The organism is Yersinia aleksiciae, from assembly GCF_001047675.1.
Taxonomy (GTDB): domain Bacteria; phylum Pseudomonadota; class Gammaproteobacteria; order Enterobacterales; family Enterobacteriaceae; genus Yersinia; species Yersinia aleksiciae.
The window spans coordinates 1,380,324-1,400,012 of the sequence record NZ_CP011975.1 but is presented as its reverse complement, the minus strand read 5'-3'; the positions used below and the strand labels follow the sequence as shown (position 1 = coordinate 1,400,012).

Below are 19,689 nucleotides of genomic sequence, written 5' to 3'. Positions count from 1 at the left end.
TATATATCCTTCGTACTTAAAGCTGCGGGGTGTTCGTTTGCTGCTTACCTGCAACTGCAATTACTTTGGGTATATCCGTTAGTTTATAAACACGATCCGCGAAGGTATTCGAAAGTTTTCGTGTCTAAGCGAGGGTTTTGATAAAGGTATTCAAAACAAACCAATTCGCTGATATCAAGAGATAAATGTACTTCTCGCTGTGACAACTCTGAGGCTATGACAACAGAAAAGTCATCACATCGTCATGGTGGTAGGTAAGCATCCCGCTATATTGAATATTACTCTCTTTCCAGCCACCCACACGATTTCGCTGTGTCGATGCATGGAATATCCAGTTGGAATAGTTCACCAGTGGCAGTGATTGCCGTGGTTGTTTATAGATTTCATCCGCGCGGCTGCCATGTAGCATGACCAGATTGGTACCAACCCAGCTGTTATTGACCAGTGAAGGATTGGCTGAACCGGTAAATTTGGCTGCACCCAGCCGATTTTTTATGGCAGTTTTCTTGGCTGGCACACCCATCAGACGCAATTGTGGGTGAATGGCGCTATTTTTCAGGCTCAGGGAGGACGAAAGTGCGCAAACGGATGATGGCGTAGCGCTAACAAGAAGGGTGTCAGAATACGCAGCACTCAGCGCGGATAACGCCATGCCTGAGGGGCTGGAATTCGTGTGCGAGAGCATGCCACCGGAGACCGAACCGGTCCAGCCCGACACCGCAATAAATAGAGCAAACAACCAGCGCATATATTTGCGTTTCGCTCCCAAAGCACCCGAATCAAAAAGTGCTGCCACTTTAGCAAAATAGCGGGATATGAAACAGGGAAATATAGATGCCAGTTGGGTGTTTATTAACCAATGGTTTAAAAATAAGCCTAACCATGACGTTTGCTGACAGAACTCGACATTTTCTGACCCAAAGTAGGCATATTCATGGGGAGAAGAGAAACAAGAGTGTGAGTTTCTCTGGCGCTGTTGCAAATAGCCAGTGGTGACAAACTGAACTGCCTTTTTTGCAGAAGGAGCAGCGTATGAACCCTTTCCATGGTCAGCATTTTGTGGATCACCGTCAGGTGACATACCTCAACAACGTGATTGATTGTGATCACGGTAAGCTGAAGCGGATAATCAATCCGATGTTAGGTTTGGTTGTCTGATGTCTGAAATTCATCACCGAGCAATCATAACAAAACCCACAAATCACCGATAACGTCAAAATCATTAGCTTTTATTATATGTGATGATTAGATGCGTAAATATAATTGTCAATTAAAGCTCAGGTTTTTCATTACATTGCCCATAAATTACTTAATAAAATTCTTAATTAGAGCAATAGACTGTTTGCAATAATTCAATTTAGTGAACTACATTTCTTATGGATATATTTTCATTAACATGGCTGTGGTTGTAATTATATTTATTGCAACTATGTATAATCACATCAATTATATGAAGGTATTATTACCATGGGCAACAATAATTTACTTAAGTGTGAAGATGATACTGCGGCATTATATTTATTGGAGCAGGCTATGGGCTTTACTTTTCAAGCCTCATTACGTGCCGCAGCAATTTTAGGCGTTGCAGATCATTTGGTAAAAGGCGCCAAAACAGCGGAGGAGCTTGGGTTGGCGGTGGGGGCTGATTGGCGTCTGTTAAATCGTGTATTACGTATGTTGGCCTCTCGAAATATCTTTGAAGAATTAGAAGATGGCCGATTCTCCCTTACCCCTGCGGCGCAGTTCCTCTGCTCAGATAATCGTAACTCACTGCGCGCGGCAGTATTAATGCTGACAGATAAGACATTCTGGCTCCCACTCGGTAATCTCGTCGAAAATCTACGGGGTGAATCAGCTTTTAAACAAGCATTCGGCATGTCTTTTTATGAATACTGGTCACAAGAAAATATTCCCGAATCTGAAAGCGATTTCCATACCGGAATGTACTCTATGTCCTCAGTAGAAAACAACTTTTTGGTGCGCAGTTATAACTTCCCAGAACATGCCACCGTGATTGATATTGCCGGTGGTTTTGGCGGATTATTGCTAAAAGTCTTACAACATAATCCCACTCTCCATGGCATTTTATTCGACCGTCCGGCTGTTTTAGCAAGGAATCGTCTGGGCGAATTAGGAGATGATTCTCGTTGGGAAACTCAGTCAGGTAATTTCTTTGAAAGCTGCCCAACGGCGGATTTTTATTTATTAAAATACATCACGATGGATTGGCCCGAAGAGCAAGCAAGTAAGATATTACGTAGCTGTCGTAATGCAATGCAGCCCAATTCAAAAGTGCTTATCTTAGAACCTGTCATATCCAGAAATGATACCTGGCAAGGTGGAAAAGAGATCGACCTTCTATTATTAGGTAGTTTTGATGGGGGACAAGCACGAACTGAGGAAGAACTTAAAACACTGCTCGCCAGCGCAGATTTGAAACTTAACCGTATTATCGATACTGGAAGCTATGTATCGATAATTGAGGCTATTCCCGCCTGAATATAAATATCGGCTTAAAGAAATGGCCTAATTGAAATATTAAAAAAAAGATTTATTCGGATAACTACGGTCTATTAAATGATGAAGTGCTACAGACAATGTTACGACACATTGCGGTATAACATTGTCTTTTATTGATACCTAATTGTTAATGCTGAAGCGGATAATCAATCCGATACTAGGTTTCAAACCCCTGAAGACAGCTTACCCGAATCACTTACTGGTGTAAGCTCATCGGGATTCGTTCGCTTGCTGCCTACCTGCAGCCCCAACTTCTTTGGGGATCCCCTTCGCCCTTGGCGTTGCAGAGGCGTTAGCTGCGTTCACTTACCCGAATCACTTACTGGTGTAAGCTCATCGGGATTCGTTCGCTTGCTACCTACCTGCAGCCCCAACTTCTTTGGGGATCCCCTTCGCCCTTGGCGTTGCAGAGGCGTTAGCTGCGTTCACTTACCCGAATCACTTACTGGTGTAAGCTCATCGGGATTCGTTCGCTTGCTGCCTACCTGCAACCCCAATTTCTTTGGGGATGTCGAGGTGAACTACGGGGTTTTCTGTGAACAAATAGCGATCCACATTAAATTCGAAATCATCGGTTGTGGCGCGGAACAGCATCTGTTTGGTGTTCTCCAGATGTTGCCACATGGCCAGTTTGCTGGCGTAGGGATCTTTACGCATCAAAGCTTCAAGGATCCTGTCGTGATCTTCGCACCAGCTCTCGATCGATTTATCGTCGATATGTTCATGCAGTTTGAGCCAATAAGGGTTATGCACCCGCTGACTCCACATTTTTTCGACAATGGTTGCCATGGCGGTATTTTGGGTCGCCAGCGCCACCTGCACATGGAATTTGAGATCCCACTGCGAGTCACGGAAACGATCTTCCTGCCGCGCATGTTTCTGGATCTCGATCAATTGCACGATATCTTGCCGTGTCACCTGCGTGGCGGCGAATTCCGCAATGTTACTCTCGATCAGCTGGCGCGCCTGTAACAGCTCAAAAGGACCCGCGGTGGCAAACTCAATACCCTGATTGGGCATCACCAAGTGCTTTTGCTTATTCGACATCACATGGATGCCGGAGCCTTTGCGCACTTCAACGTAACCCTCCACTTCCAGCATGATAATCGCTTCACGAACCACGGTTCGGCTGACATTCATTTCTTCGGAAATGTAGCGTTCTGCGGGCAATTTATCACCTACCGGATAAACACCCGCTTCGATTCGCTGCTTTAACTCTGCGGCTAACTGCTGGTACAACCGTCTGGTTTCTGTGAATTCCATGATTAAGGCTCTTGGATCAGCTGAGGCCGTAAATTTTGCGGCTCATTTTGTCAGGAAGGCTTGATATCCCGAAGGAGATATAATTGGACTTGTTATACCACTTATCCCTATTGGGTTCTAGTTATTGCTATCACAGTTGTGATGGAAAAAGTGCGGTATATCGGGGCTGAGAGGCAATAAAAAGCCCGGCCAATAATAGCCGGGCTTTCGTCAAGGCGAAGAGTTAATCATGGTTAATCAGATTAATTCTGTCCGGCTGGAGATTGCTGAATGGAGTCGATAGCGGGTTCGACTGCTGGACGGTTTTGCAGTACGGTCCAGATAACCACTACCGCTAACACGTCAAACACGGCCAAGGCAGCAAACAGTGGGCTGAAGCCCATGGTATCGGCTAATGCACCGACTACCAGAGCAAACATGGTACTGGCTGTCCAAGCCGCCATACCGGTCAAGCCGTTAGCCGTTGCCACTTCATTTCGACCAAAGACGTCAGACGACAGCGTAATCAGTGCGCCAGACAGTGATTGGTGAGCAAAGCCCCCAACACACAGCAGTGCGATCGCGGCATAAGGGCTAGTGAACAGGCCGATAGTCCCCGGTGCAATCATCAACAGGCCACCCATTGTGACCACTAACTTACGGGAAACAATCAGGTTAACTTTGAAATGCTTCTGGAACAGTGGCGGCAGGTAGCCACCCAAAATGCAGCCCAAATCGGCAAACAGCATTGGCATCCAGGCAAACATGGCGATCTCTTTCAGGTTAAAGCCATAAGCTTTGAACATGAACAGTGGGATCCATGCGTTGAACGTCCCCCAGGCAGGTTCTGCCAAGAAACGTGGGATCGCAATACCCCAAAACTGACGGTTACGGATAATCTGCAATGCAGACATCTTTTTAGCGTTAGCGGTGGAGTGCTGTGCTTCCTGACCACTGAGGATGTATTCGCGCTCTTCATCAGTCAGTTTTTTCTGATCTTTCGGGTGTTTGTAGAGAATCAACCAGGCAATGGCCCAAATCAGGCTGAGCACACCGGTGATGATAAATGCCATCTGCCAGCTGTGCATCACAATCGCCCACACCACTAATGGGGGAGCAATCATGCCGCCGATTGAGGAGCCGACGTTAAAGTAACCCACCGCAATGGAACGCTCTTTTGCTGGGAACCATTCACTACTGGCCTTCAGGCCCGCAGGGATCATAGCAGCCTCTGCCATACCTACCGCACCACGGGCGATAGCTAAACCACCCCAGCTGCTGGCCAACGCGGTGCTCATACAGAAGATGGCCCACATAATGGCAAACATGGCATAGCCCACTTTGGTGCCCATGACATCCAGAACATAACCGGCTACCGGTTGCATAATGGTGTAAGCGGCAGAATAAGCGGCGATAATGTAAGAATATTGCTGTGTTGTGATATGTAACTGCTCTTGCAACGTCGGTGCGGCAACAGCAATAGCATTACGTGTTAGGTAACCCAATATCGTGCCGACGGTGACCAAAGCGATCATGTACCAGCGTAATCCTTTAATTTTACGCATCATTTATAACGTTCTCCCAGTCTAAGATTACTGCTATGAACTGCAGTCTGTAGCCGCATTTCATGGCGCAATTTGGTCCAACCCGACATTGCTGTGCATGCGGAGGTACCTGACCTTTCTTAATTAGCGTTGCAGTGGTGTTAGCTGCCGATCTGCAACCCCATTACTTTGGGTCATGCCTTCTTTTTGAGTTGAGGCTCGAATGTTATTGGCAGCTTCAACTACTTTGGGTATCCCTTCCTATTAAGAGCCGCTGTGCTGTAACTGCTCTCATTCTTGCTTGTCTATTCCCATTTAGGTCAAATCAGCGCGTTTGATTGAGCAATGCGGATGAGATGACTGAGGACGACGCAACAATAACTTGTCATACAGATTTAAAAGTTGAGTGATATCACAAAAACCACTTTTCAATTAGGGAATAATAGAACCCGACAGACTTAGTGCCGCAAGGGACTAAATAGACTATAAATGTTGAGTATTTGTTCTTTTTGTTAGCTTTTTGCGATCTCTATCGATGAAAAAGTGCTGGACGATAGATGAAATTGGTGTGATAACTTCGCGATAACAGGAAGCAGTACTCGAAGATGTACTCAAGTGAGGAACCTAATATGTCGCAGTTTTTGACCGAAGACTTTTTGCTCGACACCGAATTCGCCCGTCGTCTCTATCATGACTATGCAAAAGATCAGCCGATTTATGATTATCACTGCCATTTACCCCCAGAACAGATTGCAGAAAACTACCGCTTTAAGAATCTGTATGACATCTGGTTAAAAGGTGACCACTACAAATGGCGTGCGATGCGGACCAACGGTGTTGCAGAACGTCTGTGTACCGGTGATGCCAGTGACCGCGAGAAGTTCGAAGCTTGGGCGGCAACGGTTCCTCATACTATCGGTAATCCGCTGTATCACTGGACACATCTGGAATTACGTCGTCCATTTGGTATTACAGGAAAATTATTGTCACCGGCAACCTCAGAAGAGATCTGGCAGCGTGGTAACGAATTACTGGCTCAGGACAACTTCTCTGCCCGTGGCATCATGCAGCAGATGAAGGTCAAAATGGTCGGCACCACTGATGACCCTATTGATGATCTGCGCCACCACAAAGCCATCGCCGCTGATGGCAGCTTTAACATTAAAGTGCTGCCAAGCTGGCGTCCGGACAAAGCTTTCAACATTGAAGCCGCAGGTTTTAACGACTACATGCAGCGTTTGGAAGCCGCTGCCGATACCTCTATCAGCCGCTTTGCTGATCTCTGTACCGCACTGAACAAACGTATGGATCACTTTGCCGCCCACGGCTGTAAAGTTTCTGACCATGCACTGGACGTGGTGGTTTACGGTGAAGCTGACGAAGCCACACTGGATGCAATTTTGGCCCGTCGTCTGGCCGGCAATCAGCCGAGTACGGAAGAGATCGCACAGTTTAAGACTGCCGTATTGCTATTCCTGTCTGGCGAATATCATCGCCGCGAATGGGTGCAGCAGTACCATATCGGCGCGCTGCGTAACAATAACAGTCGCATGTTTAATCTGGTGGGGCCGGATATCGGTTTTGACTCCATCAATGACCAACCGCTGGCGCAGCCGCTGTCCCGCTTATTGGATGCACAGGGCCTGCGTAATGCGCTGCCAAAAACCATTCTTTACTGCTTGAATCCACGCGACAACGAAGTGATCGGCACCATGGTCGGTAACTTCCAGGGCGAAGGCGCGGCAGGAAAAATGCAATTTGGTTCCGGCTGGTGGTTCAACGACCAGAAAGATGGCATGCAACGCCAAATGACCCAGCTGGCGCAGCTTGGTTTGCTAAGCCGCTTTGTTGGCATGCTGACGGATAGCCGCAGCTTCTTGTCTTATACCCGCCATGAATACTTCCGCCGCATCCTGTGCCAGATGATCGGCCGGTGGGTTGAAGAGGGTGAAGCGCCTGCGGATATTGAGCTGCTGGGTTCCATGGTGAAAAACATCTGTTTCGATAACGCGAAACAGTACTTCGCCATCGAGCTGTAAGCGCCCGATCTGTTTGAGTGATAAATAGCAAATAACAAATCACGGGGCTGCATGCTAGCCCCGCATAACTTTAACTTATTGTTTATTTAACGCCCGGCTGCGCTGCGACAAAGACCTTATCGGTAACGAAAGGCTTGCCTGCAAAGCACGGACTGTCAGCGATGATGGGTCCACGCCTGCATGCGTTATGAGGTGAATCCTGATGCAAACCCTGAACCGTCGTGACTTTCCCGGCCGTAGCCACCCAGACAAAATTATTCAATTTGGCGAAGGTAACTTCCTACGCGCTTTCGTCGACTGGCAAATTGATTTACTGAATGAGCATACCGACCTTAATGCTGGGATCGTGGTAATCCGCCCGATCGACACCGATTTTCCGCCGTCACTCAGTACTCAGGATGGCCTGTATACTGCGGTGATCCGTGGGTTGAACGAGCAGGGTGAAGCGGTGCGTGAATCTCGCCTGATCCGCTCTGTTAACCGCGAAATCAATATCTACCGCCAATTCGATGAATATCTGGCGCTGGCTCGCGATGCCAATATCCGCTTTATGTTCTCTAACACCACAGAAGCTGGGATTGCCTGGAACGAAGCGGATCAATTCAGCGATGCGCCGCCAAGCTCTTTCCCCGCTAAATTGACCCGTCTGCTGTTCGAACGTTTCGAGCATTTTGCTGGTGCCGCTGATAAAGGCTGGGTGCTGCTGCCTTGTGAACTGATTGATTACAATGGCGAAGCTCTGCGCGAATTAGTATTGCGCTACGCCAGCCACTGGCAACTGCCTGCCAAATTCACCCAGTGGTTGACTGAAAACAACAGCTTCTGCTCAACATTAGTGGACCGCATCGTTACTGGCTATCCGCGTGATGAAGTGGCGGCGCTGCAAACCGAACTGGGTTATCAGGACAGCTTCCTCGACACCGCTGAGTATTTCTATCTGTTTGTTATTCAAGGGCCAAAAGAGTTGGCGCAAGAGCTGCGTCTGGATCAATTAGATCTGAACGTGCGCATCGTGGATGACATCAAGCCCTACAAAGAGCGCAAAGTGGCTATCCTGAACGGCGCACACACCGCGCTGGTTCCGGTGGCTTATCTGTCTGGGCTGGACACGGTCGGTCAGACTATGGACGACGCGCAGATCAGCAGCTTTGTCGAAAAAACCATTACCGAAGAGATTGTGCCGGTGCTGGACTTACCGGAAGACGAGTTGTTGTCATTCTCGCAGGCGGTATTGAGCCGTTTCCGCAACCCGTTCATTCAGCATCAACTGCTATCTATCGCCTTGAATGGCATGACAAAATTCCGCACCCGTATTTTGCCACAGTTGCTGACTTATCAGCAGCAGCAAGGCAAATTACCGCCACGCCTGACTTTTGCTCTGGCCGCACTGATCGCCTTTTATCGTGGCGAACGTGAGGGGCAAACTTACCCATTGCAGGATGATGCTCACTGGCTGGAGCGTTTTTCCACCCTGTGGAGTGGCGTAAAACACAGCGACATTACGCTGGCTGAATTGGTTAACAGCGTGTTGTCCGATGCGACCCATTGGGGCCAGGATTTGACGGCGGTGCCGCAACTGGCCGATCAGGTGACAGAACAACTGCAATCCATCATTGATCGCGGTATGAGAGCTGCGGTAGCGACTTACAGCTAAAGGTTTAACTATGCAAAGTATTATAAAAATTCACCCGTTGGATAATGTCGCCGTCGCACTGCAAGACTTGGCCGCTGATGAAGTGATTGAAAGCGGTGAGCTTCGCGTTAAGTTAGCTCAGCCGGTGGTGCGCGGGCATAAATTTGCCTTAACTGCCATCGAACCTGGGCAGATGATCGTTAAGTATGGTTTGCCTATCGGCCATGCATTAACCCTGATCCCGCCGGGCGAACATATTCATTCGCAAAATGCTAAAACCAATCTGAGCGATCTGGATGAGTATCAATATCAGCCAGAGTTCAGTGAGTTGCCGCCGCAAATGGCGGATCGTGAAGTGCAGATCTATCGCCGTGCCAATGGCAACGTGGGGATCCGCAACGAGCTGTGGATCATCCCAACCGTGGGTTGTGTGAATGGGATCGCGCGCCAGATTCAGCAACGTTTCTTAAAAGAGACGCAAGACGCTGAAGATATTGATGGCGTCTATCTGTTCAGTCACCCATTCGGCTGTTCACAGCTGGGCCAGGATCACGAAAACACCCGCACCATGCTGCAAAACATGGTGCGTCACCCGAATGCCGGTGCGGTGCTGGTGATTGGTTTAGGGTGTGAAAACAACCAAGTCGACGTTTTCCAAACCACACTGGGCAAGGTTGATGAAGAGCGCGTGCATTTTATGGTGTGCCAGCAGCAAGATGATGAGGTCGAAGCGGGCCTCGAACATCTGCGCGCTTTGTATCAAGCCATGCGCGATGACAAACGGGTTCCGGGTAAACTGAGCGAACTGAAGTTTGGGCTGGAGTGTGGCGGTTCTGATGGTTTGTCCGGCATTACGGCTAACCCACTACTGGGGCGCTTCTCCGACTATGTGATCGCTAACGGCGGCACATCGGTGCTGACTGAAGTGCCGGAAATGTTCGGTGCGGAACGTATTCTGATGAGCCGCTGCCGTGATGAAGCGACATTTGAAAAGACCGTCAGCATGGTCAACGACTTCAAACAGTACTTTATTGCGCACAACCAACCGATTTATGAAAACCCGTCACCGGGCAATAAAGCGGGCGGTATCACAACGCTGGAAGAGAAATCCCTTGGCTGCACCCAGAAAGCGGGGCAGAGCAAAGTGGTGGATGTGCTGAAGTATGGTGAGCGCTTACAGCGCCCTGGCCTGAATTTGCTCAGTGCACCGGGCAATGACGCCGTGGCAACCAGTGCATTAGCGGGGGCAGGCTGCCATATGGTGCTGTTCAGTACCGGTCGTGGCACACCTTACGGCGGTTTTGTCCCGACAGTCAAATTGGCAACCAATAGTGAATTGGCCGCCAAGAAACCCCATTGGATCGATTTTGATGCGGGTAAACTGATTCATGGCACCTCAATGGACAGCTTACTGACTGAGTTTGTTGATCTGATCGTTGATATTGCCAACGGCAAACCCGCCCGCAATGAAGTGAACGATTTCCGCGAACTGGCGATCTTTAAAAGTGGCGTAACCTTGTAAAAGTCATGTCTTTTAATTAATATGAAACCGTGTTTTGTTTTTTATGAATAAGGCACGACACCCAAAGTACCTGGAGTTGCAGTTAACCCGCCTGCGGCTTCAAGTACTGAGGGGATATTGATTAATTTGTAAGACACAGTGCGGCTAACCGCACACCAGGACTCTCCCACCATGACCTTCTATTGGTTTGCTCAAGCCGTTGGCGTACTGGCCTTTTTTGTCGGTATCACCATGTTTTTCAACCGCGATGAGCGGCGTTTCAAACTTCAACTCTCCGCCTACAGTGCCATTATTGGCTGCCATTTCTTCCTGATGGGGGCCAGTGCCGCCGGCAGTAGCGCCATGCTTAATGCTGCGCGTAATCTGGTCGCATCCAAAACCCGCAGCATCACGGCGATGATAGTGTTTATCATCCTGACACTGGCGTTTGGCCTCTGGCGCATGCAGCACGCGATAGAGATATTGCCGATTTTTGGTACCGTGATCAGCACTTGGGCGATGTTTCGTACCCGTGGGCTGACGACCCGCTGTGTGATGTGGATATCCACTGTCTGTTGGGTTATCCATAATGTGTGGTTGGGTTCGATTGGTGGGTCATTGATCGAAGGCAGTTTCTTGCTGTTAAACGGATTTAATATTATCCGTTTCCGTCGGCTGCAACTAAAAGGGATAGACCCTTTTAAGATTGAGAAAAAAGCCACTAAAGAGGAAGCGGCCCAATAAAAACGGGGGCCATATAGCCCCCGATAATCATTATTGCGATTTAAATTAGACGATTTTACGGCTCGCCAGCGGATCTGGATTCGCCAGTTTTGCATCATCTGCCTGACAGGCTGCCGCCGTAAACAACACGTCGGTTGAGGAGTTCAGCGCGGTTTCAGCTGAGTCCTGCAATACGCCGATGATGAAACCAACCGCAACCACTTGCATCGCTATTTCGTTCGGAATACCAAACATGCCGCATGCCAGCGGGATCAGCAGCAGTGAGCCACCGGCTACACCAGATGCCCCACAGGCGCAGACCGCAGCCACTACACTTAACAGCAGGGCGGTTGGCAGATCCACAGCAATACCCAAGGTATGCACTGCCGCCAGTGTCAGCACGGTGATGGTAATCGCCGCGCCTGCCATGTTGATGGTGGCACCCAACGGAATGGAGACTGAGTAAGTGTCTTCATTCAGGTTCATCTTCTTGCACATTTCCATGTTCACTGGAATGTTAGCAGCTGAGCTGCGGGTAAAGAAGGCGGTGACGCCACTTTCACGCAAGCAGGCAAATACCAATGGATAAGGATTGCGGCGGATTTTCCAGTAAACGATCAGTGGGTTGACCACTAATGCCACCAGTAACATACAGCCAATCAAGACCACCAGCAGCTGTGCGTAGCCCAGTAACACGCCAAAACCGGTTTCTGCCATGGTTGAGGAGACCAGACCGAAAATACCCAGTGGCGCAAAACGGATCACCACACGTACCACTTTGGTCACGGCATCAGACATATCGTTAATCAGTGACTTGGTGGTATCTGCCGCATGACGTAAAGCGACACCCAAGCCCACAGCCCAAGCCAAAATACCGATATAGTTGGCATTCAGCAGTGCATGGATAGGGTTAGCTATCACGCTGCTCAACAAGCCTTTCAATACTTCGACAATCCCACTTGGCGGGGTAATTTCGGCAGTACTGGTGACCAAAATGAGTGTTGATGGGAACAGAAAGCTAATCACCACGGCAATCAGTGCCGCTGAAAAGGTGCCTAATAAATATAAAAACAGAATAGGGCGGATACTGGTTTTTTGGCCTTGTTTATGGTTGGCAATCGAGGACATCACCAGCATTAACACCAAAACCGGTGCGACAGCTTTTAATGCGCCAACGAACAGTGTGCCGAGCAAGCCGACGGCTGTTGCTGCCGGGGTAGAGACCAAGGCTAAAATAATACCGGCAACCAAGCCGACCAGTATCTGTTTAACCAAGCTGCCGCGGATAATAAATCCGATGAATCCTGAAGATGTGTTTGCCATAGTTTTCCAGTGATGCCTCTTCCCAAGTTGAACTTAATTTTATTTTTAACTGATCAACGCACTCAGCCGGAACGTGGCCGAGCGATTTTCTCACACCTGTAACTTAGTATTATTTGTAACTGGGTGTGTTTGCTTTGACAGTATAAGGGAATCTATTGGGCAGGAAAGAGACAATTAGCAAAATCCAATGTAGATCTAATTTGCATAACATTTTGTTTACATTTATGTGATCGTAATAACATTTGGTTGAGAGAGGGGTGTGCAAAATAAATGCGGGGTAATAATCACCCCGCGTAATATATTGTGTTGCTAAGAAGACTATTTATGGACAGCTTTATCTGCTGCTGACCGGCGATCTGCGCGATGATTCACCCAAACGTTAATCAATAATGTCAGTGCCAAAATACCCGCCACCACACCTAATGAAATGCCGATAGGGATATGGAACAGATCGATAATCATCATTTTGACACCGATAAACACCAATATGACCGATAGGCCATATTTCAACATTGAGAAGCGCTCTGCCACATTTGCTAGCAAGAAATACATGGCGCGTAAGCCCAGAATAGCAAACAGGTTAGAAGTCAAAACAATAAAGGGATCGGTGGTAACGGCGAAGATCGCCGGAATACTGTCGACGGCGAAAATCACATCACTCAACTCAACCAGAATCAATACCAGCACCAGTGGCGTGGCATAGAGCAGACCGTTTTTACGCACAGTGAAGCGGTCGCCGTGTAACTCGTCAGTCATGCGCAGATGGTTACGAATCCAGCGAACCAGCGGTTTTTCGCCGATGGGTGTATCGTCTTCTTTCGCCAATGCCATTTTGATACCAGTAAACAGCAGGAAGGCCCCGAACAGGTATAGGATCCAGCTGAATTGCGACACCAGCCAGCTTCCAGCAAAGATCATGATGGTACGCAGCACAATCGCACCCAGCACACCGTAAATCAGCACGCGGCGCTGCAAATTGGCTGGAACAGCAAAATAACTGAACAGCATCAACCAGACGAAGACGTTATCGACGGCCAGTGCTTTTTCAATCAGATAGCCAGTCAGGAAGGCCAGCGCTTGTTTGTCGGCGACTTCACGACCGACGGTTTCGGCCAGATACCACCAGAAACCGGCGTTAAACAGCAAAGACAAGCTCACCCAGACTAACGACCAGCAAGCCGCCTGGCGCAGAGTCATGGTTTGTGAGCCACGGCGGCCCTGTAACAGTAAGTCAATGGCGAGCATGATCGTCACCACAACAGCAAAACTACCCCAGAGTAAGGGAGTACCCACGGTATTCATCATTTAAGGAACCTCATAAAAACAAAAACGGCCAACGTCGGAAGACGCCAGCCGCTATGTCTGAGCTGCAAGCAAACCTCGCCTTCCGGCAAGGTCTCACTTACAACTCTACTAATGCAAAAGTCCTAAACAGGCACTTGTACATTAATGAGGTTGCCCGGTAACCGGGTGCTTTCGCACCGTAATGACGGCAGACCGGCAATGAAGTTACTCCCCTTTGCCGCGCAAAAATAATGGAAAACGGCCTGCTGGTCAATCACTGAAACAAAATATTAACGTCACCCTGAGTACTTGATGCTGCATCGCTGTTTGTTGCAACATCAATAACTTTGGCTATAGAGCAGGCGGCTGGGTATCTGCTGGGAAAATAACGCCAGTCTGACGGCGAATTTCGGTCTGAATGCGCGAGGTTAGCAATGACAGCTGCAACCCTGCGTGTTCTACCTGCTTATTTTCAACCAAATTGGCAAAAACCTCAGCTTCATACAGCATAGTATTAATATGCTGTGGTTGCGTCAGGTCTTGTGAATGGCTACCGCGTGGCGTAAAGGCAACAGATTGGCATTCAGAGATGCTTTCGATAACTAGCGAACCATCTTCCCCCTGAATTTCACTGGGGATATCTGATTGGCTGACTTTCGAATGGATGATAGCCACATCAAAATCACCATAATTCAGACAAATGGTGCCGTGGGCATCAACCCCGCTGGGTAGCAAACTCGCACTGGCGAGCACCGATTTTGGTTCACCCCATAATGCCAACGCGCTGGCCAGACAGTAGTAGCCAATATCCATGATCGAGCCGTTAGAAAACGCTGGATTAAAAGTATTAGGATTTTCGCCATTCAGATAGCGTTGATAGCGAGAGGAGTACTGGCAGAAATTAATAAAGGCTTTGCGCAGTTTCCCCACACGCGGTAACGACAGTTTTAGCTGAATAAAATTAGGCAGGTAGGCCGTTTTAAAGGCTTCAAACAGTACTACTTGGTGATCGCGGGCGCAAGCCACCAGTGATTCGACTTCGGCCAGATTCGAGGCCAATGACTTTTCGCAAATAACGTGTTTTTTATGGCTGAGGAACAGTTTAGCCTGAGGGTAATGCAGGGAGTTCGGGCTGGCGATATACACCGCATCAATTTGATCACTTGCTGCAAGGGCTTCCAAATGATCAAAGCATTCAGTAACGTTATAATCAGCGCCAAATTTTTGAGCTTGATCCAGTCGACGAGAGTAAACCGCGACCAGTTTTATTTTGCCACTTTCGTGGGCAGCATCAACAAAGCGCGCGGTGATCCAATTGGTGCCAATAACGGCTAAACGAATCATAGTGAACTCCATTCCTACAGAAGAAAAACACGTTGAACGGCCAGATTATCATGACCCTAGAGTCACCGATGGATTTTCTTGAATCATCATGCAAATGCTAGTAAATCGTGCCAAAAAGATCTAAGTGTGTCAGATAGAGGCGAGTATCAAACTCCAACTGATGATATTGCGGCTCCATATGGCAGCACAAACTGTAGAACGCTTTGTTGTGATCTTTCTCTTTTAAATGAGCCAGTTCGTGGACCACGATCATTTTGAGAAAAGCTTCAGGGGCATTTTTAAATAGGGTCGCGACCCGAATTTCGGCTTTGGCCTTTAATTTGCCGCCTTGCACTCTGGAAATGGCGGTATGCAGGCCAAGCGCATGTTTCATCACCTGAATTTTACTGTCGTAAGCAACTTTACTCAGTGGCTGAGCATTGCGCAAATACTGGTTCTTTAAATCAATCGTGTATTGATACAGCATTTTATCTGTATTGTAATCATGAGTTTGTGGATACCGCTGGCGCAATACACTGCCCAACCGCTGGTCGGTAATAAGTTGGCGTACCTGAGATTGTAAGTGTTCGGGATAACCTTGCAGATAGGTTAGTTCCTGCATATATAATTTGCTCTGGCTAATTTGATGAATCTATTGTTAGTGGTGATAGCCTGATAATAACGTTTTCTTGCTGTTTAGACAAAAAGTGACCAATGCAGATATCACCATTAAGCTTTACCCGCATTGGATGTTTTGATTTAAAGAAGCGGTGACTTAAAAGTGGTAATTTCCCCCAATTGTAGCTTGAGTCTCAGAGTATTTTTGGCGGCCAAATTGTTGGCCTAAGTTCGTCCACAGCTGTAGGTTGTTGCTGATTTGGCTTTCAATGCCCAGCTTCAGTTCGGCAATATCACGGTTACCTTGTGGTGTCACCCGAGTTTGGCTTAGCCATGTCCCTTTATTTCCATTGTTATGTATCCAATTGGCTTCAAAGGAGGGGCTGATTTGTAGGTTTTTAGTCGACAAAGTAGCAATGTCGAATTCCAGTGCTGTACGTACGCCTAATTTGGTCACGACGGAATCACTTTTCTCAATCGTGACTGGCTCTCTAGCGACTTCGTCGTGCTGCAGCCCGCTGCTCAACTGCCAGGATACCTTCGCGTTAGGCTGTACAAAGAATCTGGCCTGCTCTTTTTCGAGTAGCTGAATTTTGTAACCCGTTTCTAATGCTGTGGTGAATACATACGATTGGTAATGAGTGACATCTCTAACGCCTGGCGTCCTAATGTGGTTTTTGAAAAAACTGTATTGCGTCAGCAAATCAACGTAAGTTCCGAGCCTTGTGTCACTGTCGGCGAACCAGATGCTATATAAGCCAAGGTTATAGCCTTCTACCGATCCGTGGACCTGGTTGTTAGAGGAAGCAGAATAGCTGTTGTTTGTGGCCCGGCCCAAACCAGTAGTGATACCCAAAAGTCCTTGATCGTTTTCGCCATAGCTCCATTTGATCAGCGGCCCTCCGAGTTGGATCGCGTAGCGAGAACTTTTGGTATTCAACTGCTTGTGGCCTGCATTAAAACGACTTGCTGTGCTTGAGGTGTTCAACCACATGTTGGTCGTTTTTCTCTCGCCTGTGAGTGGGTCAATGTAGAGTGTTTCCCTTTGGCGATGTTGTAAGTCGTCGGTAATAAACATTTTTTGAGCTGCGATCTGGTTCGCGATATAGATACCGATCTGTGGGTTCAGCTCAATGATAGATTCTGGTTTAGGTTGTGGCTTGGTTTCTTGTTTGGTTTTTTTCTTAGGTGCCGATTTAGGTTTGTCTGTGGTGGTGACAAGCGATGTGTCTTTCTGCCCGACCTGATCTTGTTGCTTCCGTTTTTGAGCTAGAACTTCCTGTCCCTGCTCCAATTCCCTTCGTAGTTGTGCCAGATCCTCCTGTGTTTCCTCCAATGCCTTCTGTGTTCCCACCAGACTCTTCTGTACTTCCGCCTGTGTCATCAGATCCCACACATTGTATTCAGACAGGTGCATATTTTGCAGTTGCTCATATTGCTGCCGGATCTGCCCCTCTAGATATTCAATCTTCCCCTTCTGTCTCTGATCTGGATGCAGATTCAGCTGATTCTCCCTATCCTGCTTTAAATACCCAAGGTGCTGTATCATTTCTTGCGCTTGGGCCGACCTTTCGGGTTCTTTTTTTTCAGTATCAATACTTGCCCACGCAGTGGTATTGCCCAGTATTAACAACAAAACTCCGATGGCTTTGGCACAAGGTGCTAAATGATACGGGATACGGGATGTAGATAAATGAGAGGGGCGAGTAGGGGGGCTCGGTTGTATAAAATCTAATAATGACATTATTGGTTTACCTTCCTGGTAATTGATACTTCAGCGTTTTTAAGCTGGTTATAGAAATCCTGATGATAAAGATAAGATGTAATATGAAATAAATGTTTTGGCGCTAACCCGTTAAAATAAAAGACGTAAGATCTAAATAATTAAATCACGAAATATTTATCATTTAATCTATTCGATGAATAAGTGATAATAAGAAGTTAAGTAATAATGTAGGTTTACATACCGAGCGATATTTTATGTTGAGCCAGCAGGAATTGATTGTGTTGATAATGACTCGGCATGAAAATAATATTTAATAAGGATTGGTGCGTGAGTGGAACCTGTTGTCGACCCAAGCTATTGGTTCGGCTGCTCTCCTCACTCTGTCCTCAGCATTTTTTGTTTTGTGGGCCTTGGTGTCGATAAAATGCCATTTAAGTAAAAAAACATTTTACTGATCGCCCGTTTTAGGGGATAAACAGCCCAAATTTATTATTCAGGAGCGGTGATGAGCCAACTCGATCTGGGAACGCAAAGCCTTGAGCTTGAGCGTTTTCCGCCACAAGAAAATTCCAATACCCTACAGGCGTGGGAAGCAGCAGATGAATATCTGTTACAACACATTGATTTAAATCTAATTGATGACCGCCCGGTGCTGGTGTTTAACGATCAGTTTGGTACGCTGGCTTGCGCTTTACATGCTCATCGGCCATTCAGTGTCAGTGATTCTTATATGAGCCAACTGGCAACGGCGCATAATTTGCGTTTAAACCGTCTGGATGAAGACGCCGTTACATTACTGAGCAGCATTGATGCTTTGCCAGAAGCCCCTAAGCTGGTGGTGATTAAGATCCCTAAAGCCTTGGCGCTGCTGGAGCAGCAATTGCGTGCTTTGCGCCGCGTTGTCGCCCCAGATACGGTGATTATTGCCGGCGCGAAATCCCGCGACGTGCATAATTCCACCCTGCAACTGTTTGAAACCATTCTTGGGCCGACCAAAACGACGTTGGCATGGAAGAAAGCCCGGCTTATCCACTGTGAAGTGGCGGATCTGCCACTGACCGACGCCGCTGAAACCACTGACTGGCCGCTGGCGAATACCGAGTATGTTATCCATAACCACGCGAACGTTTTCTCTCGCAATAATCTGGATATCGGCGCACGCTTCTTTATGGAGATCCTGCCATATGATGTGACGGGTAAAATTGCAGATCTCGGCTGTGGCAATGGGGTGGTTGGTTTAATCGCGCTGGAGCAAAATCCACTAGCAGAAATGTTGTTTGTGGATGAGTCCTACATGGCAGTGGCGTCCAGTGAACTGAATATCACCTATAATCGCCCGCAGGATTTGTCGCGCTGTGAATTTATGGTGAGCCATGGGTTGGCAGGTGTTGAGCGCGAGAGCTTGCAATTGGTGCTGTGCAACCCACCTTTCCATCAACAGCACGCGGTCAGCGACCATGTCGCCTGGCAGATGTTTTGTGATGCCAAGCGTTGCCTGAAAGTCGGGGGCGAGCTGATGATCGTCGGTAACCGTCATCTGGACTACTTCCACAAACTGAAGCGCTTGTTTGGTAATTGCGAAACACTGGATTCCAACCAGAAGTTTATGGTACTGAAAGCGGTGAAAACGGCCTCATCTCGCTCAGAAGGCGGTGGTTCTGGGAGTCTGGATATGTCGTACAGCGATTTCTAAATACCCTGCGTAATTGAAGCCGCAGGGTTGTTAGCGGCGCGCACTTACCCGAATCACTTACTGATGTAAGCTCATCGGGATACATTTGCTTGCTGCCTACCTGCGACTCCAATGACTTTGGGTATACCCTGCAAACTTGAAGTTGCAGGGTTGTTAGCGACACGTACATACCCGAATCACTTACTGATGTAAGCTCATCGGGATGCATTTGCTTGCTGCCTACCTGCGACTCCAATGACTTTGGGTATACCCTGCAAACTTGAAGCCGCAGGGTTGTTAGCGACACGTACATACCCGAATCACTTACTGATGTAAGCTCATCGGGATGCATTTGCTTGCTGCCTACCTGCGACTCCAATGACTTTGGGTATACCCTGCAAACTTGAAGTTGCAGGGTTGTTAGCGGCGCGTACATACCCGAATCACTTACTGATGTAAGCTCATCGGGATGCATTTGCTTGCTGCCTACCTGCGACTCCAATGACTTTGGGTATACCCTGCAAACTTGAAGCCGCAGGGT

14 protein-coding genes and 1 pseudogene are annotated in these 19,689 nt (G+C 47.9%); 7 read left to right on the top strand and 8 right to left on the bottom strand.

All coding sequences use genetic code 11. The annotated features are described in order from the left end of the window. Window positions 1-214: 214 nt before the first annotated feature. Window positions 215-748, bottom strand: a complete 534-nt coding sequence (locus ACZ76_RS06410; protein ID WP_048617844.1) for a hypothetical protein — start codon at window positions 746-748, stop codon at window positions 215-217. Window positions 749-1,059: 311 nt separating this feature from the next. Between ACZ76_RS06410 and ACZ76_RS19530 the strand changes: the two are divergent. Beyond that, window positions 1,060-1,146: pseudogene (locus ACZ76_RS19530) on the top strand (IS6 family transposase); the annotation flags it as partial. A gap of 321 nt (window positions 1,147-1,467) precedes the next feature. After that, window positions 1,468-2,499: a methyltransferase gene (locus ACZ76_RS06405; RefSeq protein ID WP_048617842.1), complete on the top strand. Its 1,032-nt coding sequence runs from the start codon at window positions 1,468-1,470 to the stop codon at window positions 2,497-2,499. Between the two features lie 477 nt (window positions 2,500-2,976). Here the strand turns inward: ACZ76_RS06405 and exuR are convergent, their stop codons facing one another. Both exuR and ACZ76_RS06395 read right to left on the bottom strand, forming a co-directional pair. Continuing rightward, complete coding sequence (exuR, locus tag ACZ76_RS06400; protein ID WP_048617840.1) at window positions 2,977-3,783, bottom strand: transcriptional regulator ExuR; 807 nt, start codon at window positions 3,781-3,783, stop codon at window positions 2,977-2,979. 242 nt (window positions 3,784-4,025) lie between these two features. Then, the gene (locus tag ACZ76_RS06395) at window positions 4,026-5,330 is read right to left on the bottom strand and encodes an MFS transporter (RefSeq protein WP_072081034.1); all 1,305 of its coding nucleotides are present in this window, start codon (window positions 5,328-5,330) and stop codon (window positions 4,026-4,028) included. 605 nt (window positions 5,331-5,935) lie between these two features. Between ACZ76_RS06395 and uxaC the strand changes: the two genes are divergently transcribed. From uxaC to ACZ76_RS06375, 4 genes are all read left to right on the top strand, one after another. Beyond that, window positions 5,936-7,345: a glucuronate isomerase gene (uxaC, locus tag ACZ76_RS06390; RefSeq protein ID WP_048617838.1), complete on the top strand. Its 1,410-nt coding sequence runs from the start codon at window positions 5,936-5,938 to the stop codon at window positions 7,343-7,345. Window positions 7,346-7,547: 202 nt separating this feature from the next. Continuing rightward, on the top strand, window positions 7,548-8,999 hold the full coding sequence (locus ACZ76_RS06385; protein WP_048617836.1) for a tagaturonate reductase: 1,452 nt from the start codon (window positions 7,548-7,550) through the stop codon (window positions 8,997-8,999). A gap of 10 nt (window positions 9,000-9,009) precedes the next feature. Further along, window positions 9,010-10,500: a UxaA family hydrolase gene (locus ACZ76_RS06380; protein WP_048617834.1), complete on the top strand. Its 1,491-nt coding sequence runs from the start codon at window positions 9,010-9,012 to the stop codon at window positions 10,498-10,500. A 171-nt stretch (window positions 10,501-10,671) separates the two neighbouring features. After that, window positions 10,672-11,223, top strand: a complete 552-nt coding sequence (locus ACZ76_RS06375; RefSeq protein ID WP_048617832.1) for a YgjV family protein — start codon at window positions 10,672-10,674, stop codon at window positions 11,221-11,223. Window positions 11,224-11,268: 45 nt separating this feature from the next. Here ACZ76_RS06375 and sstT read toward each other — a convergent pair whose 3' ends face one another. The 5 genes from sstT to ACZ76_RS06350 form a co-directional block, all read right to left on the bottom strand. Then, window positions 11,269-12,525 carry a serine/threonine transporter SstT gene (gene sstT, locus ACZ76_RS06370; protein ID WP_048617830.1) on the bottom strand — a complete coding sequence of 419 codons (1,257 nt, stop codon included), beginning with the start codon at window positions 12,523-12,525 and terminating at the stop codon, window positions 11,269-11,271. 318 nt (window positions 12,526-12,843) lie between these two features. Next, window positions 12,844-13,830: a TerC family protein gene (locus tag ACZ76_RS06365; protein ID WP_048617829.1), complete on the bottom strand. Its 987-nt coding sequence runs from the start codon at window positions 13,828-13,830 to the stop codon at window positions 12,844-12,846. A 330-nt stretch (window positions 13,831-14,160) separates the two neighbouring features. Beyond that, window positions 14,161-15,153, bottom strand: a complete 993-nt coding sequence (locus tag ACZ76_RS06360; protein WP_048617827.1) for a Gfo/Idh/MocA family protein — start codon at window positions 15,151-15,153, stop codon at window positions 14,161-14,163. A 97-nt stretch (window positions 15,154-15,250) separates the two neighbouring features. After that, a complete protein-coding gene (locus ACZ76_RS06355) occupies window positions 15,251-15,754 on the bottom strand; it encodes a M48 metallopeptidase family protein (protein WP_048617825.1) in 504 nt (167 codons plus the stop codon). Window positions 15,755-15,907: 153 nt separating this feature from the next. Continuing rightward, entirely contained in the window at window positions 15,908-17,494 is a 1,587-nt protein-coding gene (locus tag ACZ76_RS06350; protein ID WP_235428211.1) for an autotransporter family protein, read from the bottom strand. A 487-nt stretch (window positions 17,495-17,981) separates the two neighbouring features. On the opposite strand from ACZ76_RS06350, the gene rlmG reads away from it, so the two are divergent. Further along, a complete protein-coding gene (gene rlmG / locus ACZ76_RS06345; RefSeq protein ID WP_048617823.1) occupies window positions 17,982-19,169 on the top strand; it encodes a 23S rRNA (guanine(1835)-N(2))-methyltransferase RlmG in 1,188 nt (395 codons plus the stop codon). Window positions 19,170-19,689: the final 520 nt, after the last annotated feature.

Bases quoted from the DNA above. Each gene is read 5' to 3' on its own strand.
- ACZ76_RS06410 (WP_048617844.1), bottom strand. From the start codon at position 748: ATGCGCTGGTTGTTTGCTCTATTTATTGCGGTGTCGGGCTGGACCGGT.
- ACZ76_RS06405 (WP_048617842.1), top strand. From the start codon at position 1,468: ATGGGCAACAATAATTTACTTAAGTGTGAAGATGATACTGCGGCATTA.
- exuR (WP_048617840.1), bottom strand. From the start codon at position 3,783: ATGGAATTCACAGAAACCAGACGGTTGTACCAGCAGTTAGCCGCAGAG.
- ACZ76_RS06395 (WP_072081034.1), bottom strand. From the start codon at position 5,330: ATGATGCGTAAAATTAAAGGATTACGCTGGTACATGATCGCTTTGGTC.
- uxaC (WP_048617838.1), top strand. From the start codon at position 5,936: ATGTCGCAGTTTTTGACCGAAGACTTTTTGCTCGACACCGAATTCGCC.
- ACZ76_RS06385 (WP_048617836.1), top strand. From the start codon at position 7,548: ATGCAAACCCTGAACCGTCGTGACTTTCCCGGCCGTAGCCACCCAGAC.
- ACZ76_RS06380 (WP_048617834.1), top strand. From the start codon at position 9,010: ATGCAAAGTATTATAAAAATTCACCCGTTGGATAATGTCGCCGTCGCA.
- ACZ76_RS06375 (WP_048617832.1), top strand. From the start codon at position 10,672: ATGACCTTCTATTGGTTTGCTCAAGCCGTTGGCGTACTGGCCTTTTTT.
- sstT (WP_048617830.1), bottom strand. From the start codon at position 12,525: ATGGCAAACACATCTTCAGGATTCATCGGATTTATTATCCGCGGCAGC.
- ACZ76_RS06365 (WP_048617829.1), bottom strand. From the start codon at position 13,830: ATGATGAATACCGTGGGTACTCCCTTACTCTGGGGTAGTTTTGCTGTT.
- ACZ76_RS06360 (WP_048617827.1), bottom strand. From the start codon at position 15,153: ATGATTCGTTTAGCCGTTATTGGCACCAATTGGATCACCGCGCGCTTT.
- ACZ76_RS06355 (WP_048617825.1), bottom strand. From the start codon at position 15,754: ATGCAGGAACTAACCTATCTGCAAGGTTATCCCGAACACTTACAATCT.
- ACZ76_RS06350 (WP_235428211.1), bottom strand. From the start codon at position 17,494: ATGTCATTATTAGATTTTATACAACCGAGCCCCCCTACTCGCCCCTCT.
- rlmG (WP_048617823.1), top strand. From the start codon at position 17,982: ATGAGCCAACTCGATCTGGGAACGCAAAGCCTTGAGCTTGAGCGTTTT.